This window comes from Bacteroides sp. (assembly GCF_028690125.1).
In the GTDB taxonomy this organism is placed as follows: Bacteria; Bacteroidota; Bacteroidia; order Bacteroidales; family Bacteroidaceae; genus Bacteroides.
On sequence record NZ_JAQVBV010000034.1, the window covers coordinates 28,522 to 51,845 of the forward strand.

The following is a 23,324-nucleotide window of genomic DNA, read 5'->3' on the forward strand; positions in this document are numbered from 1 at the left end:
TATAATTCTATTACCATAAAAATAAGTTTTATTTCAGAGATAAACAAGTAATCTTCCTTCCAAAGAGAGATTATTCATGGGACTATTAATGTTAATCCTCAATCAACTATAATCTTATAAATTATAATCTTTTGCTACCGCTCTTTGAAAAGCCTCCACCAGTTCTCGCATTACTTCTTCAACATTCTGCTGACGTGAAATTAATGCGGAAACTTGTCCTATTTCCAATTCACCTTCTTCCAAATCTCCTTCAAAGATGCCTCTTTTAGCACGACCTTTCCCCAACAAACCACGCAGTTCTTCGGCTGAAGCACCTTCATTCTCTGCTTTCTCTACCGCATCGCGAAAATGATTCTTTACCAAGCGTGTAGGAGCTAATTTCTTTAATAGTAACTTAGTGTCCCCTTCTCCAAGACTCAAACAATATTCTTTAAAAATCTGACTTGCTGAACTTTCATCCGTTAATGCAAAACGAGTTCCTATTTGTACTCCTTCAGCTCCCAATACCATGGCGGCAAGCATTCCTTCACCCGTACCAATACCTCCAGCGGCAATTAACGGTAGTGTAGTTGCATTACGTACAGCAGGAATCAGACAAAATGTTGTTGTTTCCTCTCTCCCATTATGTCCACCAGCTTCAAATCCTTCGGCTACCACAGCATCGACTCCTGCTTCCTCACATTTCACAGCAAAACGAGAAGATGAAACAACATGAACAACTGTAACGCCCCGTTCTTTCAACCATCCGGTCCATGTTTTAGGATTTCCGGCGGAAGTAAATACAATCTTTACCCCTTCTTCTACTACAATGTTCATGATATCCTCTATCTGAGGATACATCAAAGGAATATTCACTCCAAAAGGATAGTCTGTTGCAGCACTACACTTACGAATATGCTCACGAAGAGTTTCAGGATGCATTGATCCAGCACCAATCAGTCCTAAACCTCCGGCATTACTTACAGCGGAAGCAAGCCGCCAACCGCTACACCACACCATTCCTGCTTGAATTATAGGATATTGAATCCCAAAGAGAGAAGTAATTCTATTCATAATTAATATCATTCTATGTGCTAATAGCCAATGTTCCATATGCTCTCTGTCATTAAATCTAAGGGAGCGTAGTGAAACATTTCTTCTTAGTTTTAATAACAAGAAAGAAAAGATCATTCACTACGTTCCGAATGACAGAGACTCTTGTATATTATAATAAACTAATTAGGATGTACTGCCTTATGTAATAATAACATCTTCAGCGGGCAATCTGTTCAATAGGAGTATTAATCAGCACGGTAGTCGAATCTCCATATGTACTCAAAACCTCCAACGTACGGTCACGCGCCTCCCGTCTCTTTTTACTCCAGAAATCTTTCGTAAAGGCAGCCATTAAATCAAGACCTCCGATAGCCCCTCCACTGATATATACCCCGCTTTTACCAATAGAGATATTGGAGCTTTTGGTATATAGCAACTGACGAAGTTCATAAAAAGGATCTCCACGCCAGGTGTTTTTAGTTACTTTTATTTTTTTCTGATAAATAGGATCCCAATCATAGGGGGTAGTAGCAGTATAAGGCTTTAATGTGAGAATGACTTTCGGTTTAGGTAAAACCTGAGGAAGAGATTTGTCGAATTGCATCCAGCTTTTCTCTTTAGACATCCGAGGAGATCCTGTCCCATTGCCCAGATCTATTGACTTTACAGCATCAGGATTCAGTTTCAACTCCGGATCACCATCTAACCACTTTTTCAAACGCAAAGAATCCTTCGCAGTCCATTCTTGCGCATATACCAATAAAGTTGTTAAGCACAAGACCATAGCTATAACAATCCGCTTTATCAATCCATCCATTCTTTTCACTTATGTTTATTATAATCCTTAAGCACCTCCAATGTATGCGTACGCATCTGTTTTTTCCGAAACTGCCAGAAATCTCTAGTAAAAACTTGCAGCAGGTCTAACCCAAAAAACAATCCTCCGTTCACTCTTACTCCATTACCTAACGATATACCTTCGGGAGGAGGTAAATATATACCCATCGTTGTCTGCAATGTATCCAAAGGCAAGGGAATATAAACAAGCTTATAGGTTTCCAACATCATAAGAGGTAGCTTTCTATCAGACAGTCTCCGGCTATTGTACGATGAGTCTGATTCCACAACTTCAGAAGGAGAAATAACCCGTGGAAGCGATTCATCAAAACGCATCCACCTTTTCTCATTAGACATACGGGGAGTCTCCTTACTGTTATCGAACTTAATACTTTTAACAGCCTCGTTGTTTAATTTGAGTTCTTCACCATTCTCCAGTGATTTCTTCAATCGTAGAGAATCCTCTGCATTCCATTGAGCGTAGCACGCCCCTGTCAGCAGCATTAAAACTACTGATATAAACAAACGACCCCACATTTTTGCTCATCTTTATTGTCCGAAAACTTTTTTTTCGTTGTTACCACCAACGGTAACCTGTTCCACAAAGCGGTTCATCATAACACGGATCAATTGTCCAGGTTGTTCTCGGATATTTTCGCCCTTCCCACCAACGGCGGTAACAAGCAGCAGCATCCAAGACCTCTTCATCCGTCAGGAAATAAATTGCTTCATAATTTTCAGCATTCGCCAATACCATCTTGCATCCTAACGACGGAGGCGTACCTTGGCGAATAGACTCTACTACCCAAAGCATACACTCACCTAAACGGATTTTTCCGTTATTCATATTATATACTGAGGGAAAGGAAGGTATAATGGTTAAATCTTCCGCATATTTTAAAAGTTCAGGAATATCTTCTTCTGTGAAATGGGGTACATCTACCACCCCTTTCTCATTCTGCACCTTATATGTTCCTGCCTTCAATTGTTTCACAAAAAGGGTAACATCAGGATTGTTATAATCCATTTCGCTGCTGCATCCTATCAAAGATACCATCAGGCTAACGGCCATGCACAGCATAATAAGTGTTTTTTTCATTTTCATAAGGGTTAATACGTCATGCGAATTCCGCAAAGCAAATTAAAATTAGTCGGCCTTTTTGTACGTACCGTAGCAAGTTTCGAATCAGTGCTGAAATGATGGGAAATACCTGGTTCGGCAAAAAGTGCAAGTTGATCATTAATCTTATAATTGATTCCTATACCGGCAGTCACTGCCAGTTGGATAGGTTCTTCTTTAAAACTATTATCAGGTGCTCCGCCTATGCATTTATCTACAATGCCACCTACAGATGCATAAACATCCACCTTCTTCGTATTAGCTAATGTAATATTCAGTTTTACCGGAATTCCCAAATAATGTAAAGCTTGTTCTTCGGAACGAAGATTCGAATAGAGCAACCCTGTTTCTATTCCCAGAAAATTGTTCAATTTCCGCTCTATTGTTACACCTGCAGAAACCGGCATTTTATATGTACCGTTTTCAGCCGGAAGAGCAGTCCCTATCTGAGCTTTCATTGCCCAATGATGTTCCTTCTCCATTTTTGCCTGAAGCGGAGCATTCGCAGCATCTTTCTGTTCTGTCACTGTTTCTAAATCCGGTTGCTCGTTGGTTGCTTGCCAATAGTCATTACGCCTTTTCATCCGGCTATCGTTACCCACAGAACTTGTCGAAGAAAAGGTAAACGACATAGAAAAGGAAATTGAAACTGAGTCTTCGGCTTCAACGTGTTGTGAAAGCATTCCGTAAGATCGCGGTGAAGGTTTTGCCAATACCGGTTGCACAGGCTGAGGCAACTGATTGACACGTACTCCGTCTCCATCCAAAGCTCCTCCGTGCGTTACCGCTATTTGAGTAAACGCTTCTTCAATCTCATCTTTTGGTGAAAGATACCAAAACGTAGCCGATGATGCAGCCAAAACCAACAATACGGATGCCGCAGCTGCCACACGGAAAAGCAACAACCGGCGACGATGTTGGCAAGCCACAGGAATATCCTGCGAAAGCTCTTCCCAAAATCCCTCCCGGACAGTCATCCCGGTATCGGCGAGACGTGTACGAAACAGGTCGGTTATTTCATCTTTTTCTTTCTTCATGATTCCTATATTCTTTAATTTTTTTTGCTAACAAATATTTGGCCCGGTGTAACTGCGAAGTAGACGAATGCTCTTTGATATGAAGCATTTTGGCTATTTCTTTATGAGATTTCTCTTCAAACACATAAAGATTGAATACGGTTCGGCAACCATCCGGCAATTCGGCAACAAAAGCCATCAATTGTTCCTCGGAGAACCCCTCTCCTCCTCCCGACACCGAAATATCCGGTATATCGGGAAGCTGTTCTTCATGCACCACCAACTGATTGACTCTTTTCTCACGCCTCAGATAATCGAGTGATTGTGTCACCATCACCCGGGTAATCCAGGTATTGAGCGAAGATTCTCCCCGAAAGGAAAAGTTGGTAAAGATCTTGATGAAACCGTCATGCAGTACATCATGCGCCGCGTCCATATCGCCCGTATATCGATAACATATCGCTAACATCTGTTTGGAATAGAGGGTATAAAGCTCCTTACGGGCTGAATCCTTTCCTGCCCGACAGCCTTGTATCAATTCTATCTCGTTTTCCAAAGTCAATGTCTTTTAATCGAACGTATGTCTGCGTCGTTTGTTCTTTAGACGCAAGTATTAAAAAAATGCTGCAACGAAAAGTGTTAAAGAATAAAAAAGAAACCTTTCTCCTACCCTCTCTCAAGGAGAAAGAGATAGAGAAAGGTTTCAACTATCTTTCTATTTTATACTACATGCCAATTATTGCAATAAAAACCATTAGCATGCCTTAAAGCTCATATCAAGTCCTTTTACCGAATGGGTTAAGGCTCCAACAGATATAAAGTCTACTCCACATTCAGCATAATCACGAAGAGTATTGAAGGTAATACCACCGGAAGATTCAGTTTCATATTTACCTGCAACCATTTCTACTGCTTTTTTCGTCATTTCAGGAGTGAAGTTATCAAACATGATACGGTCTGCACCACCTAAATCGAGTACTTGTTGCAGTTCGTCAAAGTTACGAACTTCGATCTCTATTTTCAGGTCTTTACCTTTCGCCTTACAATATTCTTTTGCACGAGTAATCGCTTTATCAATACCACCTGCAAAATCCACATGATTGTCCTTCAGCAGAATCATATCGAACAAACCAATACGATGGTTCACTCCGCCACCTATCTTCACTGCCATCTTTTCAAGGATACGCATACCCGGAGTTGTTTTACGAGTATCCAGTACTCTGGTATGAGTACCTTCCAACTGTTTGGCATATTTACGAGTCATAGTAGCAATACCACTCATGCGTTGCATGACATTCAGCATCAGGCGTTCCGTTTGAAGCAGTGACTGAACTTTACCCTCAACAACCATTGCTACATCACCCGGATTTACTTCAGTTCCGTCGTTGATAAATACTTCAACCTTCATTGTGGGATCAAAGCGGCTGAAAATTTCTTTGGCAACTTCGATTCCGGCCAATACACCAGCTTCTTTAATCAAAAGTTTAGATTTTCCCATAGCCGTATCGGGAATACACGAAAGCGTGGTATGATCGCCATCGCCAATATCTTCTGCAAAAGCAAGATCGATCAGTTTGTCGATCAGTTCTTTTTCCTTATTCATTGATTTTCTCAATCCTTATTTGATGAATTAAATATTGATCTTTCATTTTCTTCAGGAAGCAGTTCACACGGAATTTTCCTTTGGATGTGGCTAATGTGCCAACAATAAAACTCGATTCATCCCGTTTCCCCTCATGATTTACCGTGAAACCATTGACTTTATTTTCAGTAAAGAAATCCTGCATCATAGCTGTAGCTTTCTGCTTGTCGAGATTCGTCGAACGACCTTGGAGCACCAAGTTTACCTTGTCTCCCATATACTTACTGAGCTCTTTCGAGCTTCCTCTCTTAAATGCCGTTATCACGCCTTCCGGTACCTCCTGTGCCATAAGCAATGAGATTGAAAGAAGCAAAGCGGTCATTCCTAAAAGCACTCGTTTCTTCATAAATCCAAGCTTTTTGGTTGAAGTTTATGCATTAAACTTTCACCTAATGATAGGCAAAGGTAATCATTAATTGCATAATAACATAAAAAATGCGTATTTTTGTGCAGTAATCAGAACTGTAGACACATGAAAACAACTCTGCTCGTCGTAGGACGGACCGTAGAAAAACATTTTATTACTGCTATTGACGACTATATCCAGCGGACAAAATACTTTCTTTCGTTTGATATGGAAGTGATTCCCGAACTGAAGAATACGAAGAATCTTTCTATGGAACAACAGAAAGAGAAAGAAGCCGAACTGATTCTCAAAGCGTTGCAACCGGGAGATGTAGTTGTACTGCTCGACGAACATGGGAAAGAAATGCGCTCGATTGAATTTGCCGATTACATGAAACGAAAAATGAATACGGTAAATAAACGGCTGGTCTTTATCATCGGCGGTCCTTACGGATTCTCAGAAAAGGTATATCAAGCAGCACATGAGAAGATTTCAATGTCGAAGATGACTTTCTCACATCAGATGATCCGACTGATCTTCGTAGAGCAGATGTACAGAGCGATGACAATATTGAATGGTGGGCCGTATCATCACGAATAAAATCTCCACAGCCATATATCAATAATTCTCTTCAGAATATAACTCATCAAACACTCGTTGAAGTTCCGATTCGTCTGCAATCAACTGACGAAGTTCCGCCAACCGTCCGGCATTATCCGATTGAGGTATCCACAGTTTTAGATATCCGCCCTCGGCATACTTTTCGTAGAGATGTTTCCGGAAACGGATATATTGTTGCGTTTTATCCATTTCCGGATAATGAGATAACCCATATTGAACAGTTCGACGCAAAGTAACCTCCACATCAATTATCCGGTCAGCCTCAGCTACAATCTTGCCATAAATACTTTTAGGAATTTGCTTATTAGAAGCACGATGATCTTCCACAGCCTCTTTCATTTGTACAACCTGTTCCTGAGTGAACCACTGAAGTAATTTTTCATCCGCCTGCAATATTTTGCCGGAAACCAAATGATGGAACTCACGGCCTTCACATAAACCCAAATCATGATATGCAGCAATCGTATAAACCATTGAGTAGTTTACGTCGTAGCTAAGAGCTAGTTTTAGGCTTTCTTCAATAACTCTTTCTGCATGGTCTATCTGATGTGCCTTGTCAAATCCGGCATATTGTGGTATAATGCTGTGTTGGATATATCCACACAGATGAACAGGTATATTATTAATCATTCGGCTTTAATTTTGATCTTGTCTAGCAATTACTATTCTTTTAAATTATACAATATTAGTACAGGATTTGACTCATTATTCATAAATCCTAGAGATGTTTCTTTTAGCCTATCAAATACTTTCTCAGGAAATTCCCCAGGCACTATTTGATAGATAAGCTTTCCCTTTGAAATATTTACAATTTCAGGTAATGGCGAAACTAATATTTTTTCATCATGAACAACATTAAAATCATAAACTGTCATCTCCGAATTCTTTAAAGAGATATAGCAATTGTATCCTACATACGGCATTTTATCTTTTAAAGCATGGCTAAAAGAAAAAAACAAATGATCTCCATAGAGATGAACATCATGAATATGTCCTTTAGAACTTTCTACATCCCCACCTTTCAATTCTTCATTTTTTCCAAACTCTAACGCAATAAATGGTAAAATACTATCTTCCTGTATTTTATAAATAGTATCATTGTCTTGATAGTGAAATATTAGCTCCCCATTTTTCTCGTTTTTAGAAAAATTATTGGTAGGACATAAAGGAAGAACCTGATCACTGGCAAAACATCCTCGTTTTATTTTCTGAAGATTTTCATCTAATAAAATCAAATTATAATGATCCTTATTTTGATATACATTGATACCCCAACATCCTTCCGGTACCACATAAAATGTATACAAATAATAAGCTGATTGAATGGAAGAAATAAATTTCCCCGAAATATTATAATTTAATATTCTACGAGTTGCTACATCTAATATCTGTACTGTATCATTCTGCATCTGAACATCTCCAATATTAATATATTCTTCAGGAGAAGGACCGCTGCGCCCTATGGATCGTTGATATCGACCAGCATTATCAAAAACAAAAATATTATTGTTACCTTTATCCCATACAACAAGTGCAGAATCACTTATAAATACTTTTCCGATAGAATTAATTAAGCATTCATCTTTTGTTTCCAAAGGAATTATTTTATCAAGATCAGCTATCTTTTGCAAATTAAGTTCAGAAACGTTATCCGTATTTATCTCATAAGAATAAATAGGTGAAACTCGTTTCATTATCGAACTGTTATTACAAGAGCTCATTATACATATGGCAAGAACAAATAGAAGATTTATCGCTATTTTCATTTTAATTGTATATTTTTTCACACTATCTTTTATCTAATAAAGGATAGTGTGAAATATTAAAGTATTCATAAAAAACAGAATGACAGATATAAGGCTTACAGACTTTTCGACGCCATCAAATTAAATCTATAAAACTAATTCCATTATTTCCTATTCCCGATTCATCAAGCGATATTCTGCCATTTGCTCATATTTTGTACCCGGACGACCATAATTGGCATACGGATAAATTGATATTCCGCCACGTGGAGTAAAGATTCCGGTTACTTCAATATATTTCGGGTCCATCAGGCGAATCAAATCTTTCATTATAATATTGACGCAATCTTCATGAAAAGCTCCATGATTTCGGAAACTAAATAGATAAAGTTTCAGACTTTTACTCTCTACCATCTTAATATCGGGAATATAAGAGATACGGATCTCCGCAAAGTCAGGTTGTCCGGTAATGGGACAAAGACTTGTAAACTCCGGGCAATTAAAACGTACCCAATAATCGTTTTCGGGGTGTTTGTTATCGAATGCTTCCAACACTTCAGGAGCATAATCCTGTTTATACTCTGTTGTTCTTCCCAGCAAGGAAAGTTGATCTTTCAATTCTGCCATTTCTTCACTTTAATTTTAGTCCCTACACAAAGAAAAAATGCGTTTGAACTTTTTATATAGAGAGATTATTGATTCTTACTTTTTAAATACTTTTCCAACCCTTCCCGACGTAATTTACAAGCCGGACAATGCCCGCAACCATCTCCGGGGATGCCATTATAACACGTTAATGTCTCCTTGCGAATTACATCCATCACTCCCAACTGATCGGCCAAAGCCCATGTTTCGGCTTTATCAATCCACATCAACGGAGTATGAATCACAAATTGTTCATCCATTGCCAGATTCAAAGTGACATTGAGAGACTTGATAAAAGCATCCCGGCAATCAGGATAACCACTGAAGTCTGTCTGAGAAACTCCCGTTACTATGTGATTAATTCCCCTTTCACGGGCATAAACTGCGGCAATACTCAGAAAGAACAGGTTACGTCCCGGCACAAATGTATTCGGAACACTATCCGCCGGTTTTTCCATATCCATTATCATAGTGGTATCTGTCAAAGAGTTATGGCCCAGTTTCCCGATAAAGGAAACATCCATCACTTCAAATTCTACTTTTGCTTTCCGAGCTATTTCCCATGCCAGTTCCACTTCGTTTTCATGTTTCTGACCATAGAGAAAACTCAGCGCATATACCTTTTTGAAGTTATGCTTTGCCCAGAACAGGCAAGTAGTCGAGTCCTGTCCTCCACTGAACACCACTAATACACTCTCTTTATTCATGACACGCTCATACATTAGTTGTACATTCTAAATATCTTTAATTTTCAATACATTATAGGATATTCCAGTATCATAGGCATCACTACCATCTATTTTTTTGATAGCTTTCACCACCCGGATAGTCACCGGCAAAATAATCACTTCATACATAGATTTCAATACAATCTGAATTCCCATCATAATCAACAATTCCTTCCAGGCAATCACACCTCCGAAAGCAACCGGGAAGAAGATTAAAGAATCGGCTGTTTCTCCAACAATCGTAGATATAATGGCACGTGCCGAAAAGTTTCGCCCCTGACTGGCTATCTTCATCTTACTCATCACATAGGCATTGAGGAATGAACCAACGAGAAAAGCCATCAAACTTGCCATTACAATCCGGGGAGCCATTCCGAACACAAAATTGAAATGCTCTTCACCTTCCCAGAAGGGAGCCGCAGGTATTGCAACAGCAATCAATCCGAGAGCTACTACAAAGAAATTCATGGCAAAACCACTCCAGATAATGAGACGCGCTTTCTTGAACCCCCATACTTCGGCAATACAGTCATTAATAATATAAGAAATGGGAAAAACCAATAATCCGGCAGTCACAGTCAGACTACCAATCTGAATTACTTTTGTTTCAAGAAGATTAGCTGCAATGAGGCAAACATTAAACAGAATACCAAGCAGCATAAAAGGTACGGATACTTTTTCTTTCATAATTCCTGTTTTTTACGTGGTGTTCTAGAATACACGACCGCTATTCACGGCATCATACATCTTTTAATTAGTTTCGGGGGCAAAGATAAGAAATAATTCTCTTATTTTATTCCTTCTTGAATGTATCTTTTATAAAATCATTGGCCTGATCCATCAAATTATTAAATGTCTCTTTCAACTCTTTACTATCAAATTTAGATGCTTCTTTCATCATTTCTTCTTTCCACTCTTTGAGCTCTTTTTGTTGCTCTTGAGTCAAATTCTTAATTACCTGCTTTCCTTTTTTATTCAGTTCTTGATATTCGCGGGTAACTTCTTTCCAATCCTCTGACGTATAGTTTGATCCATTTTTAATGACCTTCGTTGTCAAAGCCTTCATATCAGCCACATAATCTTTTGCTGTATACTGGCAAGAAGCAAAGAAAAATCCTGCCAACAACAAGAATACAATTTTTCTAAAGTCTTCTTTCTTCATAATGAATAACACTTCATGATTTATTGATTAACAACAGTTCATAGAAAAAGTTGCTCAGCACACATACTTTCCTGTTTATCCCAATCAGAATCCCGAAAGATACTCTTTCAACGTATCCACATACTCCTCCATTGCCTTCCGGCCTTCAGAAGTCATCCTGCAAGAAGTACGTGGCCTCTTTCCGACAAAGCTCTTTTCTACTTCGATATACCCCGCTTCGCTCAACTTATCCAATTGCACACTAAGGTTCCCTGCCGTTGATTGGGTTTTCTCCTTCAAATAAACGAACTCTGCCTCCTCAACCGTCAGAAGTATAGACATTATTGCCAAACGAAGCTGAGAGTGTAATATTGGATTCAGTTCTTTAAACATTGTTTCATCTCTTTGTTCATAATATGTCCGGGAACAATTATCATCACTATAAAGATCAGTCCAAATACGAGATAAATTTCACTTCCTCGAATGAAAAGCATTGAAAAAGAAAGAGCAATACCAATTACTCCTGATATACTGAGGGGCTTATATCTACATACTAATCCGGTCAAAGTAGTTCCCATCCCCATCAACAAAGAGATAACAAATAATATATCGATATGAACCACAAAGGATATACACGACAGACAGAAGCCTACTATTCCAAACACGCTCCATATATGGGATTTAACACGATCTATATAGTTTTTCGTCCCATTTTCCTCATTTTTTTTATGAAAAAAGACAGTCAGCGGACCCGCAATAACAGGGAGTGCAAACCAAAGGAAATTTACTTGCCACATTTCCGTCTGCAAAGATAGATACCATACAAGGAGCGATATAACAACAGTAGTATATCCCCATATCAACAATGGATAAGCTGCATAACGGGCTGTATGCCTCTGTGTCTCCCGAATCATTCTGGCTATCAGTTCCAAACTCTCTTTTTCAGAAATCGTTTTATCTTCCATACCTAAAATCAATGAATTTTGTTTCAAAAGTAATATCTTTATCTAATATACCCAAAATAAAGTACTATTTACTACCCTCCAAACGATTCCTTTCGCTGGAAGATTGTTTCTCCACAGTCACTGCTCTGGATTTACTGCCTTGCTTGAAATTCCAAGTAAATGTCAATTTTAAAAGCCTTCCCTTCGATGCTAATGCAAAATGACTCATAGAATCATAACTTGGCACATTGCTGAAATAAGAATTTCTTCGATCAAAAATATTATCTATTCCAAGAGTAGCTACACAGCGACCATCGTTCCATTTTTTACGCAAATGGAGATTAAACGTATGATGGGGTTCAATTCCGCTATTGCCGGAAAATAAACGGCTGGCACCATTAAATTGTCCTTCCACCGAGTAGTCTTTTGGCAAATTGAAAGTTGCATTGGCATTTGCAAAATAGAGATAATGACTCATATAATCACTTTCCTTATACATACGTATATCCTGCCTTACTCCGATCAAATTAGCATTCAGATTCAACCAGGTCACAGGTTGCCAGGGAGCACTGACAGCTACAAACCAATGATTTTCCCGATTATGATTTTCATTAATAACATAAGAGATGTCCGAGTTCACAGCGTCTTCTTTCCCAAATTCCCGGATAAGATCGCGATGCAAGTTTCCACCAACCGTTAATGTATATCGAAAGTTATAAACCAAAGTCATACTGAACTTATTAATATAAGTAGGCCGCAATGTAGGATTTCCTATAAGATAACTATAATCAGATGTCTGAATCCGGTTAGGATTGAGAGCGGTAAATGCCGGTCGTTCAATGTACCGCCCATACTGTCCGATAAGCATCCATTTCCGAACTTCATCGAAATAGAAACTACCGTCCATATGAGGAAACCAGTCCCAGTATTTCCGTGTTTGCTGTTCAGTATCATTAGAAGTTTGCGTATATTCCCCCCGAAGTCCGAGATGGATAGCTCCTCTTTTCATATCCAAAGAATAAGTACCGTACAAAGCGCCGATGTTCTCACCATAATCAAGTTCATAACCATATTCGACATTTGGCTTCCAGCTTTCGTCCGGTTCCCGACCTTCATATAAAGCATCATCTTTCATACCTATATATGTATACTTCATACCTAACTGTAAAAAGGATTTCTTATTAAGCTGCTGCTTCCACGAAAAGTCGGCTGTTGCAATTTGATAAGTAACATCGGAGTGAGAACGGTAAACTGTATCTTTGTCAAGCGCACCTATTTGCTGAATGACCCGATATTGGTTATTACCTCTGGAATCTTTTGAAATATAATCAGCTACGAGCTTCAAAACAGAGCCTTCCTGATCCAATTTATGCACATAGTTGGCAGTACCCGAATACATATTATACATTTCTTTCTGGCGATATATACCCTGGCTTTCCATTTCTGTAGGACCAACAAAAAGGGATGAATAACTTTGGGAAGGCGAAATAAATCCGCGTCGCACATACTCAAACTCCACTCCTACACTGTTGGAATCATCCATTGTATAAACAGCCCCTGTCCTCACGGTTCCATAGCGCGAAGGTTGTTTCATGAGTGTCCTACTTGAAAAATCTTTTTCACCGTTAATATATTCGCGTGTTGTATATAAATCACCTTTATTTTGTGGAATCAGTGTACCGGATGCAAATCCATACAAATCCCATTTCCCACTATGGAAATTCAGACTTCCACTCGGCTGATAAGATTGCAAAGACGATGCAAAAGAGGTATTCATAGAAAGATTTCCTTGTAATCCCTTTTCCATCCGACGTCTCATTATAATATGGATAGCACCACCTTGTGCGTTTGCATCCTTATCTGCTCCTGACATTGGTATCACTTCAACACGTGCTATATCATCCGATTTTAATGAATGTAAATACTCTATCAACAATTCTCCTGTAAGTCTTATCTCCCGGTTATCAACATACACCTTCGTACCCGAAGAACCGTTGATAGATATTCGCTCGTCGGATAGCCATACACCGGGTGCTTGCTGTAAGAGTTCAACTCCATCTTTATTTAAACCAGTGGGCACGGATTGTACAAACCTATCAACCTTTCGTTTCACCAAACTTGTTTGTATAACCACCTCCTGCAATTGATATATTGAGTCTTTATTTAATGAATCTTTTACAAATATATTCTGAGATTTACCTTGGGCATATCCCAGAGAGGTTGTTCCAGTCATTCCAACTAGTAACAGTAAAGTCAGTATTTTCATTGTTGAACAGGATAATAAATCTTAACCTTCATTGTTGCCGGAGCATCCTGCTCCTTTTTACATTTTTCTCTTGCATATCCTTCCACAGGAATCCCTTTATCATCCATATCAAGTTCCCAATTAGCATTTTCATCATGATAGAGAGATACCAGAAATTTCTTCCATGGAACATCTTTCAAAATAACAGTTACCGTATCCTTTACGGCAGGCAACATGGCGTATACAGGCTTTGATTCAGAATCCGCCTGAGCCATCACCATTATACTTCCTTTAGCACTACGAATGCCACGAATCTCTACTTTTACCTCTTGGGAAAAGACAACCGTCTGGCAACAAATGAGTCCTAATGCAATGATTAATAAGCGTTTCATCTTTTATTTGTCTTTATTAAATTAGTTGATAATATTTAAATGGTTTATTTTATAAACCAAAAACAGATAAAAATAAGCAAGGAGCTGCGCATCTCCTTACTTCGGTGCAAATATAAATAGGTTTATTTTATAAACCAAACATTTTAGAAGAATATTAAAAAAGCCTTCCCGTCATTTATCAATACGACAGGAAGGCTCATCACTTTGACCTTAAACTACACAATTGTCATAGAGACATTGGTATATCATGAAAAATCCTTCAATTCTTCTTTCAATCGCTTACGTATAAAGAATAAGCGGCTTTTTACAGTTCCTATCGGCAACCCTAATTTCTCGGCAATTTCCCTATATTTAAATCCGGCAACAAACATCTGGAAAGGTATTTTCATATCTTCGGGTATAGTATGTATGATACGGTATAGTTGTTTTATATCATATGTTAATTCAAAATGTTCGGCCTCTTCATCTTTTATCATATTTTGTTGTTGGGCGGAATAAGTATCGTCAATCATCCTCATCTCACGAGTTGCACGACGATAGTTATTAATGAAGATATTTCTCATAATGGTATACATCCACCCTTTCAAGTTTTTAGCATGAGTAAATTTCTCATGACTGTCTAATGCTTGCAACACGCAATCTTGTACCAAATCATTAGCAGAATCCCGGTTAGCCGTCAATTTATATGCAAAACGATGCAAATCCGATTCCATCGCTAATATTCCTTGTGTAAAATCTCTTTTTTCCATTGTCGTATTTAAATTATCTAATTAGCACGATACAAAGATCCGCTTTTCTAGAATGATTATAAATAGCAATTCTTCCGATAAGTTTGGCTATTTTTCCTTTACCCCTCTCAACCATTTCTTTTCTTAGTTGTTGTTTGGACATTCACCTAAAACTTAACTGATAATGAAAACAAGCTTTAAAATGGTATTGATGCTACTCGGGGTAGGAATTTTCCCCTTGTGTGCCCAAGCACAGAAGAATGTAATTATAGAAGATCAGGAACCTAATTCCATCATGTTTGTCTCACGCGACAAGGCAGGAGATGAAATTATCCGAATCATGAACGACCGGCAGCAATTTCGTTTTCACGACCCGAATGCTCCTCGTTTTTTATTAACCGACCAAAAAGGGAAATTTGCTTTGGGTATCGGTGGTTACGTACGTGCTACAGCTGAATATGATTTCGGTGGTATAGTGGACAACGTGGATTTTTATCCCGCATTAATCCCCCAAAAAGGAAGTGGGAATTTTGCCAGAAATCAATTTCAGATGGATATCACCACCACCACTCTATTTTTAAAGTTGGTTGGACACACCAAACATCTTGGTGATTTCGTCATATATACTGCCGGAAACTTCCGTGGTGACGGAAATACATTTGAATTGCAAAACGCTTATGCACAGTTCCTCGGATTCACCATCGGATATAATTATGGTATGTTCATGGATCTTTCCGCATTGCCTCCTACAATTGACTTTGCGGGTCCCAACGGCTCTGCCTTCTACCGCACAACTCAATTAAGCTATATGTATAATAAACTAAAAAACTGGAAACTCGGTGTAGCTATGGAAATGCCTTCAGTAGATGGTACAACCAATAATGATGTTTCCATCAGTACTCAACGAATGCCGGACTTCGCAGCTTCTGCACAGTACAACTGGAATAGTAATGGTCACATCAAACTGGCAGCTATCGTTCGCAGCATGACCTATTCAAGTGCAGTACATGATAAAGCTTTCTCCAGTACGGGATTCGGTTTGCAAGCATCCAGTACATTCAATATTACTAAAAAATGGCAAGTATACGGACAGTTTAATTATGGCAAAGGAATCGGTACATATCTAAATGATTTTAGTAATCTAAATGTAGATATTGTACCTGATCCTGAAAATGAAGGAAAAATGCAGGTTCTCCCAATGTTAGGATGGTATGCAGGATTGCAATATAACATAACTCCGAATATATTTGTATCCGGAACCTATAGCTTATCCAGACTTTATTCCGAACACAACTATCCAAGTTCAAACCCGGAAGCTTATCGCAAAGGACAATATTTTGTTGCTAATGCATTCTGGAATGTCAGCAGTAATTTGCAAGTAGGTGTAGAATATCTGAGAGGATGGCGTACAGATTTTAGCTCTTCAACCCGTCACGCCAATCGGTTGAATGCATTAGTACAGTATTCTTTCTAATCTAACTTAGGCCCGATTGGAGAATCGTAGATTCTATGTCAAGCTTTCAGCCTGAATGTATTATACCGAATTTACATGATATTAAATAATAATAAAGCCGTCTCAAGACAATGTCCGAGACGGCTTTTTCTATAATTAAAGGTTGGATTATGAAATCAAAATCTGTAATCTATACTTGCACCAAATACCTTATTAGTACGGCTATATACATTCGTCCCACTCAATCCGGTATTGTTATAGTTCTTTGAAGTTTTCGTGTAATCGTCATAGTTAGTCCACATATAACCCACGTTTAAAGCAGCTCTTTCACTCAACTTCAACTTCGCCCCAAAACCCAAAGTATAAGAGTCACAAGAGAAACTGGTATCGCTTTGGAAGTTATCGGACAATCCGTAATCTGTGATTTGACCACCACAACTCAACGTCAGATATTTGGTGACATCCCATTCAATCCCGGCAAGATACTCATTAGTTCCTTTGGTCAAGAATTTCTGTTTGTTATCTGCCATACCTGCGTTCTTATCATCATAGAAATGATATTCTACTGACGCACGTAATGTCGGAATAAACTCATAAGCCACTGCTACCGAAAGCATAGAAGGTATATCATTCGGAGTATTCACACCATGCTTAAAGGCAGCTAGAGCACCATCAGCAGCTGTGTTTTCTTTCGTATCGTTCTCAATATTCAAATTCGTTTTAAACTCATACTTGGCACCAATATTGAACTTACCAAACTTGGCATCCACACCGATAACCGGAGTCAATCCCCAGCCCGTTTGGTCGCAGTCCAGTTCCAGAGGATCCATTAGCTGCGCACCACCTAAAGCATCCTTCAAATTAGCTCGCAGAAAGCCTTTATAGCCACCCGTAAAGTAATTCATACGCCCACCGGCAAATGCAGAAAGCCATTCATTGATTTTGTAAGTCAAGCCCAATTGCAAAGAATAGATATATTGTTTGCCATCCATCGCACTGTTGATGTTATACATATCAGGAGTCACAATCTTGCCTTCTTTCTTCAAGGCTGTCTGGAAAATACCTGCCATAGCCAATGATTCGAACATAGGCAGACCATCGTCAAACGAAGCTTTTCCTCCTCCGGCAGTAATCGCAAAGAAACCGGAGACTGTCCAATCACCTTTTTTATAAGCAGCAAACAAACTGGGAATAATCGGAGCAGCAGCTTTTCCTTTATAATACTTGTTGAACGGTTGGTCGGAAACAGTAGGCTTTGTACCATCAAAACCGTTATAAGTAAAAAAACTAGCATCAATATTTCTTGTTTGGAAAGCACTTTGAATGCTCAAACCCATATGAAAACCATCATTAGGCAAGAATGCCAAACCGGCAGGATTAGACAAAGCAGCATCTATTTCGGTAGTAGCACCACGAGATAACATACGAAGAAATGCAGCATGCTGATTTGTATTTGTCAGGATACCGCCTGCAAAAGTTGGAATTGAAACGATTAACATCACAATGCTAATCAAAGAAAATCTTCTCATCTAAATCTTTTTTAAGTTATTTTGGGCGCAAAGTTACAACAATCTTGCACATAGAAAATACATATGTGCATTTTTTTTCGTTTCTTCTCTATTTTAATTGAAAATAAAAACTGTTTCATTAGAAACCGTATAGCCTGAAGCTAAAATAAAAGATGAACAAATCAGAGAATGAAGACGTTTATTATCTATAATAAAAACAGATCATTATGGCCTATACGATTGCTTTTTTTGGGACAAAACCCTACGATGAAGCTTCTTTCAATAATAAAAATAAAGAGTTCGGATTTGAACTTCGGTATTATAAAGGACATCTGAATAAAAACAATGTACTTCTTACACAAGGAGTAGATGCTGTATGCATTTTTGTCAATGATGTAGCCGATGCAGAAGTGATGCACATTATGGCGGCTAACGGAGTAAAGTTACTTGCTCTGCGCTGTGCCGGATTCAATAACGTAGACCTGAATGCAGCAGCCATAAACAACATTACCGTTGTGCGTGTACCGGCTTATTCGCCCTACGCTGTAGCCGAATATACGGTTGCCCTCATGCTATCCTTAAACAGAAAGATACCACGTGCCACCTGGCGTACCAAAGACGGCAACTTTTCACTTCACGGATTAATGGGATTCGATATGCATGGAAAGACTGCAGGTATCATCGGCACTGGTAAAATAGCCAAAATCCTGATTCATATTCTGAAAGGGTTCGGCATGAATATATTAGCCTACGACCTTTATCCGGACTATAACTTTGCTCGTGAAGAACAGATCGTATATACTTCACTGGACGAATTGTACCATAGTTCCGATATCATCTCTCTTCATTGCCCCCTTACCGAACAGACCAAATACTTGATTAACGACTATTCTATCAGTAAAATGAAAGATGGTGTAATGATTATCAATACCGGTCGCGGACAGCTGATTCACACCAACGCGCTGATTGAAGGTTTAAAAAACAAAAAGATTGGTTCTGCCGGACTGGATGTATATGAAGAAGAAAGCGAATACTTTTATGAAGATCAGTCCGACCGTATTATCGACGATGATGTATTGGCACGTCTACTTTCATTCAACAACGTGATTGTCACTTCCCACCAAGCTTTTTTTACCAAGGAAGCAATGGGGAATATCGCTATGACAACATTACAAAACATCATAGATTTTATCAATCATAAGCCTTTGCTAAATGAAGTGAAGAGATAGAACTTTTCCATTTCACCTTTTGTTCAGCAAGCATATAAACATTAAAAAAAGGAGAGATTTATGAAAAAAGTAATACATAAAGCAGATACGAGAGGGCATTCGAAAACTGATTGGCTAGATAGTTACCACACTTTCAGTTTCGACGAATACTTCGACTCCGACCGCATCAATTTCGGTGCACTTCGTGTATTGAATGATGATAAGGTAGCACCCGGAGAAGGTTTTCAAACTCATCCTCATAAAAATATGGAGATTGTTTCCATCCCCTTAAAGGGGCATCTGCAACATGGGGATAGTAAGAAGAACAGCCGGATTATCACTGTTGGTGAAATGCAGGTGATGAGTGCCGGAACCGGAATCTTTCATAGCGAAATGAATGCAAGTCCCGTAGTGCCGGTGGAGTTTCTACAAATATGGATCATGCCAAGAGAACGTAATACACGTCCTGTTTATCAAGATTTCAGTTTCCGTGAATTAGAGCGTCCGAATGAACTGGCAGTCATTCTATCACCAGACGGAAGTACTCCTGCTTCATTGCTGCAAGATACCTGGTTCTCTATCGGGAAAGTAGAAGCGGGTAAGAAACTTGGTTATCATATGCATCAAAGTCATGCCGGAGCATACATCTTTCTCATCGAAGGAGAAATTGTTCTAGATGGTGAAGTATTGAAACGTCGTGATGGAATAGGTATTTATGACTCCATGAGTTTTGAGCTGGAAACATTAAAAGATTCGTATATCTTGTTGATCGAGGTCCCTATGTAGAAAAAGTTTGTATATTGTAACTATTCAATTTATGGAAATAAATCTAGCCGGCATACGGCAGGAATATACTAAAAGCGGGTTGAGGGAATGTGAACTTCCCAATGACCCGCTTTTACTTTTTAGTCGGTGGTTGCAGGAAGCAATTGATGCAGAAGTGAATGAACCGACAGCCGTAATTGTGGGTAGTGTATCAGCAGAAGGAAAACCTTCTACACGTACTGTCTTGCTAAAAGGTTTGCATGACGGAAAATTCATTTTTTACACTAATTATGAAAGCCGAAAAGGGAAGCAATTGGCACATAACCCATTTATTTCACTCTCTTTCGTCTGGCACGAACTTGAAAGACAAGTACATATAGAAGGAATTGCGACTAAAGTTCCTCAAGAAGAGTCGGATAAATATTTTCGTAAGCGTCCATACAAAAGCCGGATCGGAGCACGGATTTCCCCACAAAGCCAGCCAATCAAGAGCCGGATGCAATTGATACGTGCCTTCGTAAAAGAGGCGGCCCGATGGATAGGCAAAGAAGTGGAAAGGCCTGAGAATTGGGGCGGATATGCCGTCACTCCCACAAGAATAGAATTCTGGCAAGGAAGACCCAATCGACTGCACGACCGCTTTTTATATACTCTCAACTCAGACGGTAAATGGGAAATCAGTCGTCGTGCTCCCTGATTTCGTCGTTTTTTTTTGGCTACTCCAACTAGAATACGTAATATTGCAACCTATAATTAGAACATTTTATGATACTGGATTATATTTATCACAGTGGTTTCGCTATTGAATCAGAAGGCGTAACGGTGATCATAGACTACTATAAAGATTCCTCGGAAACGGAACGAAACCGGGGAATCGTACACGATTATCTCCTGAAAAGACCGGGTAAATTGTATGTATTGTCCACTCATTTTCATCCAGACCATTTCAACAGAGAAATACTAACATGGAAAGAAGAACGACCTGATATACATTATATTTTCTCTAGAGATATATTAAAACATCATCGAGCTAAGGCCGAAGATGCCATTTATATACAGAAAGGAGAAACATACGAAGACGATGTAATCCGTATCGACGCTTTCGGCTCAACAGATGTGGGCAGTTCATTCCTGATCCATCTGCAAGATTGGACTATTTTTCATGCAGGCGACTTGAATAACTGGCATTGGAGCGAAGAATCTACCGAAGAAGAGATACGAAAAGCAAATGGAGATTTCCTTGCAGAAGTTAAATATTTAAAAGAAAAAGCACCCAAAATCGGCCTGGCACTATTCCCGGTGGACTTCAGAATGGGAAAAGATTACATGAAAGGTGCAAAACAGTTCATCGAACAAATAAAAACTACTATATTTGTGCCCATGCACTTCAGTGAAGACTACGAAGGCGGTAACGCATTCCGTAAATTTGCCGAAGAAGCCGGGTGCCGTTTTATCAGTATCACCCACCGGGGAGAAAGTTTTGATATAACCAAATAAACACATAATAATTATGAAAAATTTAGCAATTCTGTTTCTGACACTATTTCTCGTAGGTTTGCCAATGGCAACGAGAGCTGCATCCTTAAAAAAAGAAAAAAAAGATGATTCCAGATATCTTGCTGGAGCTGTGCCCGAAGTCGATGGCAAAGTCGTATTCTCTAAAGAATTCCAAATTCCAGGTATGAGTCAGGACCAAATCTACAGCACTATGCAGAAGTGGATGAACGAACGTCTGAAGGAAAATGGCAATAATGAAAGCCGCGTAGTATATGAAGATAAAGCCACAGGAAGCATTGCCGGAATAGGCGAAGAGTGGTTAGTATTCAGATCTGCAGCTCTTATGCTGGACCGTTCTTTAATGGAATATCAAATAACGGTCACCTGTAAGCCCAATAGCTGTCTTGTCGAACTGGAAAAGATTCGTTATACTTATCGTGATACTGAAAAGTATAAAGCAGAAGAATGGATTACTGACAAAGTTGCACTCAAAAAAGACAAAAAGAAACTGATGCGTGCAATGGCTAAATGGCGCAGAAAAACGGTAGATTTCGCCGATGATTTGTTCTTTGATGTTGCTGTAGCATTCGGTGCACCGGATACTCGTCCTAAAGCACAGAAGAAAAAAGAAGAAGAAAATAAAGCAACGGCTCTTGTAGCTGGAGCAGGTCCTGTTGTCATAGGTCAAGGTGGTAAGATCTCTACTTCTACAGGAAAAGAATCTGCTGATATGCCGCGATATACAGAAGTCGATCTGAAAAAGATTCCAAGCGAACTGTATGCTTTGATGGGTAACTGCAAATTAGTAATTTCCATCGGCAATGATGAATTCAACATGACAAATATGACAGCTAACGGAGGTGGTGCTCTGGGTAACCAATCCGGTAAAGCAGTAGCTTACTGTACACTTTCGGCTGAACAACCTTATGAAGCTATGGATAAAGCAACCAATTACACATTGAAGCTTTATGCACCGAACCAAACGACTCCGGCAGCTGTTATTGAATGCAAGAAACTGAGTGCACAAGAGGCTCAATCGGGACAACCTCGCACTTATGTTGGAGAAATCGTTAAACTTTTAATGAAAAAGTAAATAGAATTACATAATGGAAATCAAAAGCAAATTCGATCATTTCAATATTAATGTAACGAACCTGAAACGAAGCATCGCTTTCTATGAAAAAGCGCTTGGTTTGAAGGAACATCACCGCAAAGAAGCTTCCGATGGTTCGTTCATTCTGGTATATCTGACGGACAACGAAACCGGATTTCTATTGGAATTGACATGGTTGAAAGCTCATACAGAGCCTTATGAACTGGGAGAAAATGAGAGTCATTTGTGCTTTCGTGTAGCCGGTGATTATGAAGCGATACGTCAATATCATAAAGAAATGAACTGTGTATGCTTTGAGAATACTGTTATGGGACTTTATTTCATCCATGATCCGGATGATTATTGGATTGAGATTCTTCCACAGAAGTAACCCTATAAAAACAGCAAAGGCAGGACTCAATCGTCCTGCCTTTGCTGTTTTTATATCACTTGCTTATTTTATAACCATCAGATAGCAATCGAAACATATAAAAAACTGGGCAAAAAAAATTATGGCAACATATCTCGCCTTGTCCCTCTAATTGGTATTCAATTTTAGGTTCGCATAGTTGAACATCTCTTCCTTAGATTCCCTTCGTATAGAAATGTACCTCC

28 protein-coding genes are annotated in these 23,324 nt (G+C 39.0%); 8 read left to right on the plus strand and 20 right to left on the minus strand.

Annotation, left to right across the window (positions count from 1 at the left end):
• Positions 1–114: 114 nt before the first annotated feature.
• The 8 genes from PHO71_RS18840 to PHO71_RS18875 all read right to left on the minus strand — a co-directional run bounded on the left by PHO71_RS18840 (position 115) and on the right by PHO71_RS18875 (position 5,996).
• Positions 115–1,053, minus strand: coding sequence for a nitronate monooxygenase family protein (locus PHO71_RS18840; protein ID WP_300206300.1), 939 nt, complete (start codon positions 1,051–1,053; stop codon positions 115–117).
• 199 nt (positions 1,054–1,252) lie between these two features.
• Positions 1,253–1,852, minus strand: a complete 600-nt coding sequence (locus PHO71_RS18845; protein ID WP_300206302.1) for a DUF4858 domain-containing protein — start codon at positions 1,850–1,852, stop codon at positions 1,253–1,255.
• Between the two features lie 5 nt (positions 1,853–1,857).
• Positions 1,858–2,409 carry a DUF4858 domain-containing protein gene (locus PHO71_RS18850; RefSeq protein WP_300206304.1) on the minus strand — a complete coding sequence of 184 codons (552 nt, stop codon included), beginning with the start codon at positions 2,407–2,409 and terminating at the stop codon, positions 1,858–1,860.
• 40 nt (positions 2,410–2,449) lie between these two features.
• Entirely contained in the window at positions 2,450–2,971 is a 522-nt protein-coding gene (locus tag PHO71_RS18855) for a DUF4943 family protein (protein ID WP_300206306.1), read from the minus strand.
• A gap of 11 nt (positions 2,972–2,982) precedes the next feature.
• Entirely contained in the window at positions 2,983–4,029 is a 1,047-nt protein-coding gene (locus PHO71_RS18860; RefSeq protein ID WP_300206308.1) for an outer membrane beta-barrel protein, read from the minus strand.
• On the minus strand, positions 4,010–4,564 hold the full coding sequence (locus tag PHO71_RS18865) for an RNA polymerase sigma factor (RefSeq protein ID WP_300206310.1): 555 nt from the start codon (positions 4,562–4,564) through the stop codon (positions 4,010–4,012). Before PHO71_RS18865 ends, PHO71_RS18860 begins: the two co-directional genes overlap by 20 nt.
• A 198-nt stretch (positions 4,565–4,762) precedes the next feature.
• Positions 4,763–5,611, minus strand: coding sequence for a carboxylating nicotinate-nucleotide diphosphorylase (gene nadC, locus PHO71_RS18870; RefSeq protein ID WP_300206312.1), 849 nt, complete (start codon positions 5,609–5,611; stop codon positions 4,763–4,765).
• Positions 5,604–5,996 carry a DUF4783 domain-containing protein gene (locus PHO71_RS18875; protein ID WP_300206314.1) on the minus strand — a complete coding sequence of 131 codons (393 nt, stop codon included), beginning with the start codon at positions 5,994–5,996 and terminating at the stop codon, positions 5,604–5,606. Before PHO71_RS18875 ends, nadC begins: the two co-directional genes overlap by 8 nt.
• 126 nt (positions 5,997–6,122) lie before the next feature.
• Between PHO71_RS18875 and rlmH the strand changes: the two genes are divergently transcribed.
• Positions 6,123–6,596, plus strand: coding sequence for a 23S rRNA (pseudouridine(1915)-N(3))-methyltransferase RlmH (gene rlmH / locus PHO71_RS18880; RefSeq protein ID WP_300206316.1), 474 nt, complete (start codon positions 6,123–6,125; stop codon positions 6,594–6,596).
• Between the two features lie 18 nt (positions 6,597–6,614).
• Here the strand turns inward: rlmH and PHO71_RS18885 are convergent, their stop codons facing one another.
• The 11 genes from PHO71_RS18885 to PHO71_RS18935 all read right to left on the minus strand — a co-directional run bounded on the left by PHO71_RS18885 (position 6,615) and on the right by PHO71_RS18935 (position 15,206).
• Complete coding sequence (locus PHO71_RS18885; protein ID WP_300206318.1) at positions 6,615–7,247, minus strand: HD domain-containing protein; 633 nt, start codon at positions 7,245–7,247, stop codon at positions 6,615–6,617.
• A gap of 32 nt (positions 7,248–7,279) precedes the next feature.
• On the minus strand, positions 7,280–8,311 hold the full coding sequence (locus PHO71_RS18890; protein ID WP_300206320.1) for a 6-bladed beta-propeller: 1,032 nt from the start codon (positions 8,309–8,311) through the stop codon (positions 7,280–7,282).
• A 222-nt stretch (positions 8,312–8,533) separates the two neighbouring features.
• Entirely contained in the window at positions 8,534–8,989 is a 456-nt protein-coding gene (queF, locus tag PHO71_RS18895) for a preQ(1) synthase (protein ID WP_300206322.1), read from the minus strand.
• 65 nt (positions 8,990–9,054) lie between these two features.
• Positions 9,055–9,714, minus strand: coding sequence for a 7-cyano-7-deazaguanine synthase QueC (gene queC, locus PHO71_RS18900; RefSeq protein WP_300206325.1), 660 nt, complete (start codon positions 9,712–9,714; stop codon positions 9,055–9,057).
• A 27-nt stretch (positions 9,715–9,741) separates the two neighbouring features.
• Entirely contained in the window at positions 9,742–10,422 is a 681-nt protein-coding gene (locus PHO71_RS18905; protein ID WP_300206326.1) for a queuosine precursor transporter, read from the minus strand.
• A 106-nt stretch (positions 10,423–10,528) separates the two neighbouring features.
• Positions 10,529–10,897, minus strand: coding sequence for a hypothetical protein (locus PHO71_RS18910; RefSeq protein ID WP_300206328.1), 369 nt, complete (start codon positions 10,895–10,897; stop codon positions 10,529–10,531).
• A gap of 84 nt (positions 10,898–10,981) precedes the next feature.
• Positions 10,982–11,269 (minus strand): transcriptional regulator, encoded by a 288-nt coding sequence (locus PHO71_RS18915; RefSeq protein WP_300206330.1) that lies wholly within the window; start codon positions 11,267–11,269, stop codon positions 10,982–10,984.
• Positions 11,254–11,868, minus strand: coding sequence for a hypothetical protein (locus PHO71_RS18920; protein WP_300206332.1), 615 nt, complete (start codon positions 11,866–11,868; stop codon positions 11,254–11,256). Before PHO71_RS18920 ends, PHO71_RS18915 begins: the two co-directional genes overlap by 16 nt.
• Before the next feature lie 37 nt (positions 11,869–11,905).
• Entirely contained in the window at positions 11,906–14,086 is a 2,181-nt protein-coding gene (locus PHO71_RS18925; protein WP_300206333.1) for an outer membrane beta-barrel family protein, read from the minus strand.
• Positions 14,083–14,457, minus strand: a complete 375-nt coding sequence (locus PHO71_RS18930) for a DUF2141 domain-containing protein (RefSeq protein ID WP_300206335.1) — start codon at positions 14,455–14,457, stop codon at positions 14,083–14,085. Before PHO71_RS18930 ends, PHO71_RS18925 begins: the two co-directional genes overlap by 4 nt.
• A gap of 245 nt (positions 14,458–14,702) precedes the next feature.
• Positions 14,703–15,206: an RNA polymerase sigma factor gene (locus tag PHO71_RS18935; RefSeq protein ID WP_300206337.1), complete on the minus strand. Its 504-nt coding sequence runs from the start codon at positions 15,204–15,206 to the stop codon at positions 14,703–14,705.
• A gap of 163 nt (positions 15,207–15,369) precedes the next feature.
• Here PHO71_RS18935 and PHO71_RS18940 point away from each other — a divergent pair, with 163 nt between their 5' ends.
• On the plus strand, positions 15,370–16,659 hold the full coding sequence (locus PHO71_RS18940) for a DcaP family trimeric outer membrane transporter (RefSeq protein ID WP_300206339.1): 1,290 nt from the start codon (positions 15,370–15,372) through the stop codon (positions 16,657–16,659).
• A gap of 155 nt (positions 16,660–16,814) precedes the next feature.
• On the opposite strand, the gene PHO71_RS18945 is transcribed toward PHO71_RS18940, so the two are convergent.
• The gene (locus PHO71_RS18945) at positions 16,815–18,167 is read right to left on the minus strand and encodes a hypothetical protein (RefSeq protein WP_300206341.1); all 1,353 of its coding nucleotides are present in this window, start codon (positions 18,165–18,167) and stop codon (positions 16,815–16,817) included.
• 206 nt (positions 18,168–18,373) lie between these two features.
• Here PHO71_RS18945 and PHO71_RS18950 point away from each other — a divergent pair, with 206 nt between their 5' ends.
• From PHO71_RS18950 to PHO71_RS18975, 6 genes are all read left to right on the plus strand, one after another.
• Positions 18,374–19,375, plus strand: a complete 1,002-nt coding sequence (locus PHO71_RS18950; RefSeq protein ID WP_300206343.1) for a 2-hydroxyacid dehydrogenase — start codon at positions 18,374–18,376, stop codon at positions 19,373–19,375.
• Between the two features lie 60 nt (positions 19,376–19,435).
• Positions 19,436–20,140, plus strand: a complete 705-nt coding sequence (locus PHO71_RS18955) for a pirin family protein (protein WP_300206345.1) — start codon at positions 19,436–19,438, stop codon at positions 20,138–20,140.
• Between the two features lie 31 nt (positions 20,141–20,171).
• Complete coding sequence (pdxH, locus tag PHO71_RS18960) at positions 20,172–20,816, plus strand: pyridoxamine 5'-phosphate oxidase (protein WP_300206347.1); 645 nt, start codon at positions 20,172–20,174, stop codon at positions 20,814–20,816.
• 68 nt (positions 20,817–20,884) lie between these two features.
• The gene (locus PHO71_RS18965; protein WP_300206349.1) at positions 20,885–21,616 is read left to right on the plus strand and encodes an MBL fold metallo-hydrolase; all 732 of its coding nucleotides are present in this window, start codon (positions 20,885–20,887) and stop codon (positions 21,614–21,616) included.
• A 13-nt stretch (positions 21,617–21,629) separates the two neighbouring features.
• Positions 21,630–22,709 carry a DUF4468 domain-containing protein gene (locus PHO71_RS18970; RefSeq protein WP_300206350.1) on the plus strand — a complete coding sequence of 360 codons (1,080 nt, stop codon included), beginning with the start codon at positions 21,630–21,632 and terminating at the stop codon, positions 22,707–22,709.
• A 13-nt stretch (positions 22,710–22,722) separates the two neighbouring features.
• On the plus strand, positions 22,723–23,100 hold the full coding sequence (locus tag PHO71_RS18975) for a VOC family protein (RefSeq protein ID WP_300206352.1): 378 nt from the start codon (positions 22,723–22,725) through the stop codon (positions 23,098–23,100).
• Positions 23,101–23,324: the final 224 nt, after the last annotated feature.

Coding starts and splice junctions, on each gene's coding strand:
- PHO71_RS18840 (WP_300206300.1), bottom strand. CDS start 1,053: ATGAATAGAATTACTTCTCTCTTTGGGATTCAATATCCTATAATTCAA.
- PHO71_RS18845 (WP_300206302.1), bottom strand. CDS start 1,852: ATGGATGGATTGATAAAGCGGATTGTTATAGCTATGGTCTTGTGCTTA.
- PHO71_RS18850 (WP_300206304.1), bottom strand. CDS start 2,409: ATGTGGGGTCGTTTGTTTATATCAGTAGTTTTAATGCTGCTGACAGGG.
- PHO71_RS18855 (WP_300206306.1), bottom strand. CDS start 2,971: ATGAAAAAAACACTTATTATGCTGTGCATGGCCGTTAGCCTGATGGTA.
- PHO71_RS18860 (WP_300206308.1), bottom strand. CDS start 4,029: ATGAAGAAAGAAAAAGATGAAATAACCGACCTGTTTCGTACACGTCTC.
- nadC (WP_300206312.1), bottom strand. CDS start 5,611: ATGAATAAGGAAAAAGAACTGATCGACAAACTGATCGATCTTGCTTTT.
- PHO71_RS18875 (WP_300206314.1), bottom strand. CDS start 5,996: ATGAAGAAACGAGTGCTTTTAGGAATGACCGCTTTGCTTCTTTCAATC.
- rlmH (WP_300206316.1), top strand. CDS start 6,123: ATGAAAACAACTCTGCTCGTCGTAGGACGGACCGTAGAAAAACATTTT.
- PHO71_RS18885 (WP_300206318.1), bottom strand. CDS start 7,247: ATGATTAATAATATACCTGTTCATCTGTGTGGATATATCCAACACAGC.
- PHO71_RS18890 (WP_300206320.1), bottom strand. CDS start 8,311: ATGAAACGAGTTTCACCTATTTATTCTTATGAGATAAATACGGATAAC.
- queF (WP_300206322.1), bottom strand. CDS start 8,989: ATGGCAGAATTGAAAGATCAACTTTCCTTGCTGGGAAGAACAACAGAG.
- queC (WP_300206325.1), bottom strand. CDS start 9,714: ATGAATAAAGAGAGTGTATTAGTGGTGTTCAGTGGAGGACAGGACTCG.
- PHO71_RS18905 (WP_300206326.1), bottom strand. CDS start 10,422: ATGAAAGAAAAAGTATCCGTACCTTTTATGCTGCTTGGTATTCTGTTT.
- PHO71_RS18910 (WP_300206328.1), bottom strand. CDS start 10,897: ATGAAGAAAGAAGACTTTAGAAAAATTGTATTCTTGTTGTTGGCAGGA.
- PHO71_RS18915 (WP_300206330.1), bottom strand. CDS start 11,269: ATGTTTAAAGAACTGAATCCAATATTACACTCTCAGCTTCGTTTGGCA.
- PHO71_RS18925 (WP_300206333.1), bottom strand. CDS start 14,086: ATGAAAATACTGACTTTACTGTTACTAGTTGGAATGACTGGAACAACC.
- PHO71_RS18930 (WP_300206335.1), bottom strand. CDS start 14,457: ATGAAACGCTTATTAATCATTGCATTAGGACTCATTTGTTGCCAGACG.
- PHO71_RS18935 (WP_300206337.1), bottom strand. CDS start 15,206: ATGGAAAAAAGAGATTTTACACAAGGAATATTAGCGATGGAATCGGAT.
- PHO71_RS18940 (WP_300206339.1), top strand. CDS start 15,370: ATGAAAACAAGCTTTAAAATGGTATTGATGCTACTCGGGGTAGGAATT.
- PHO71_RS18945 (WP_300206341.1), bottom strand. CDS start 18,167: ATGAGAAGATTTTCTTTGATTAGCATTGTGATGTTAATCGTTTCAATT.
- PHO71_RS18950 (WP_300206343.1), top strand. CDS start 18,374: ATGGCCTATACGATTGCTTTTTTTGGGACAAAACCCTACGATGAAGCT.
- PHO71_RS18955 (WP_300206345.1), top strand. CDS start 19,436: ATGAAAAAAGTAATACATAAAGCAGATACGAGAGGGCATTCGAAAACT.
- pdxH (WP_300206347.1), top strand. CDS start 20,172: ATGGAAATAAATCTAGCCGGCATACGGCAGGAATATACTAAAAGCGGG.
- PHO71_RS18965 (WP_300206349.1), top strand. CDS start 20,885: ATGATACTGGATTATATTTATCACAGTGGTTTCGCTATTGAATCAGAA.
- PHO71_RS18970 (WP_300206350.1), top strand. CDS start 21,630: ATGAAAAATTTAGCAATTCTGTTTCTGACACTATTTCTCGTAGGTTTG.
- PHO71_RS18975 (WP_300206352.1), top strand. CDS start 22,723: ATGGAAATCAAAAGCAAATTCGATCATTTCAATATTAATGTAACGAAC.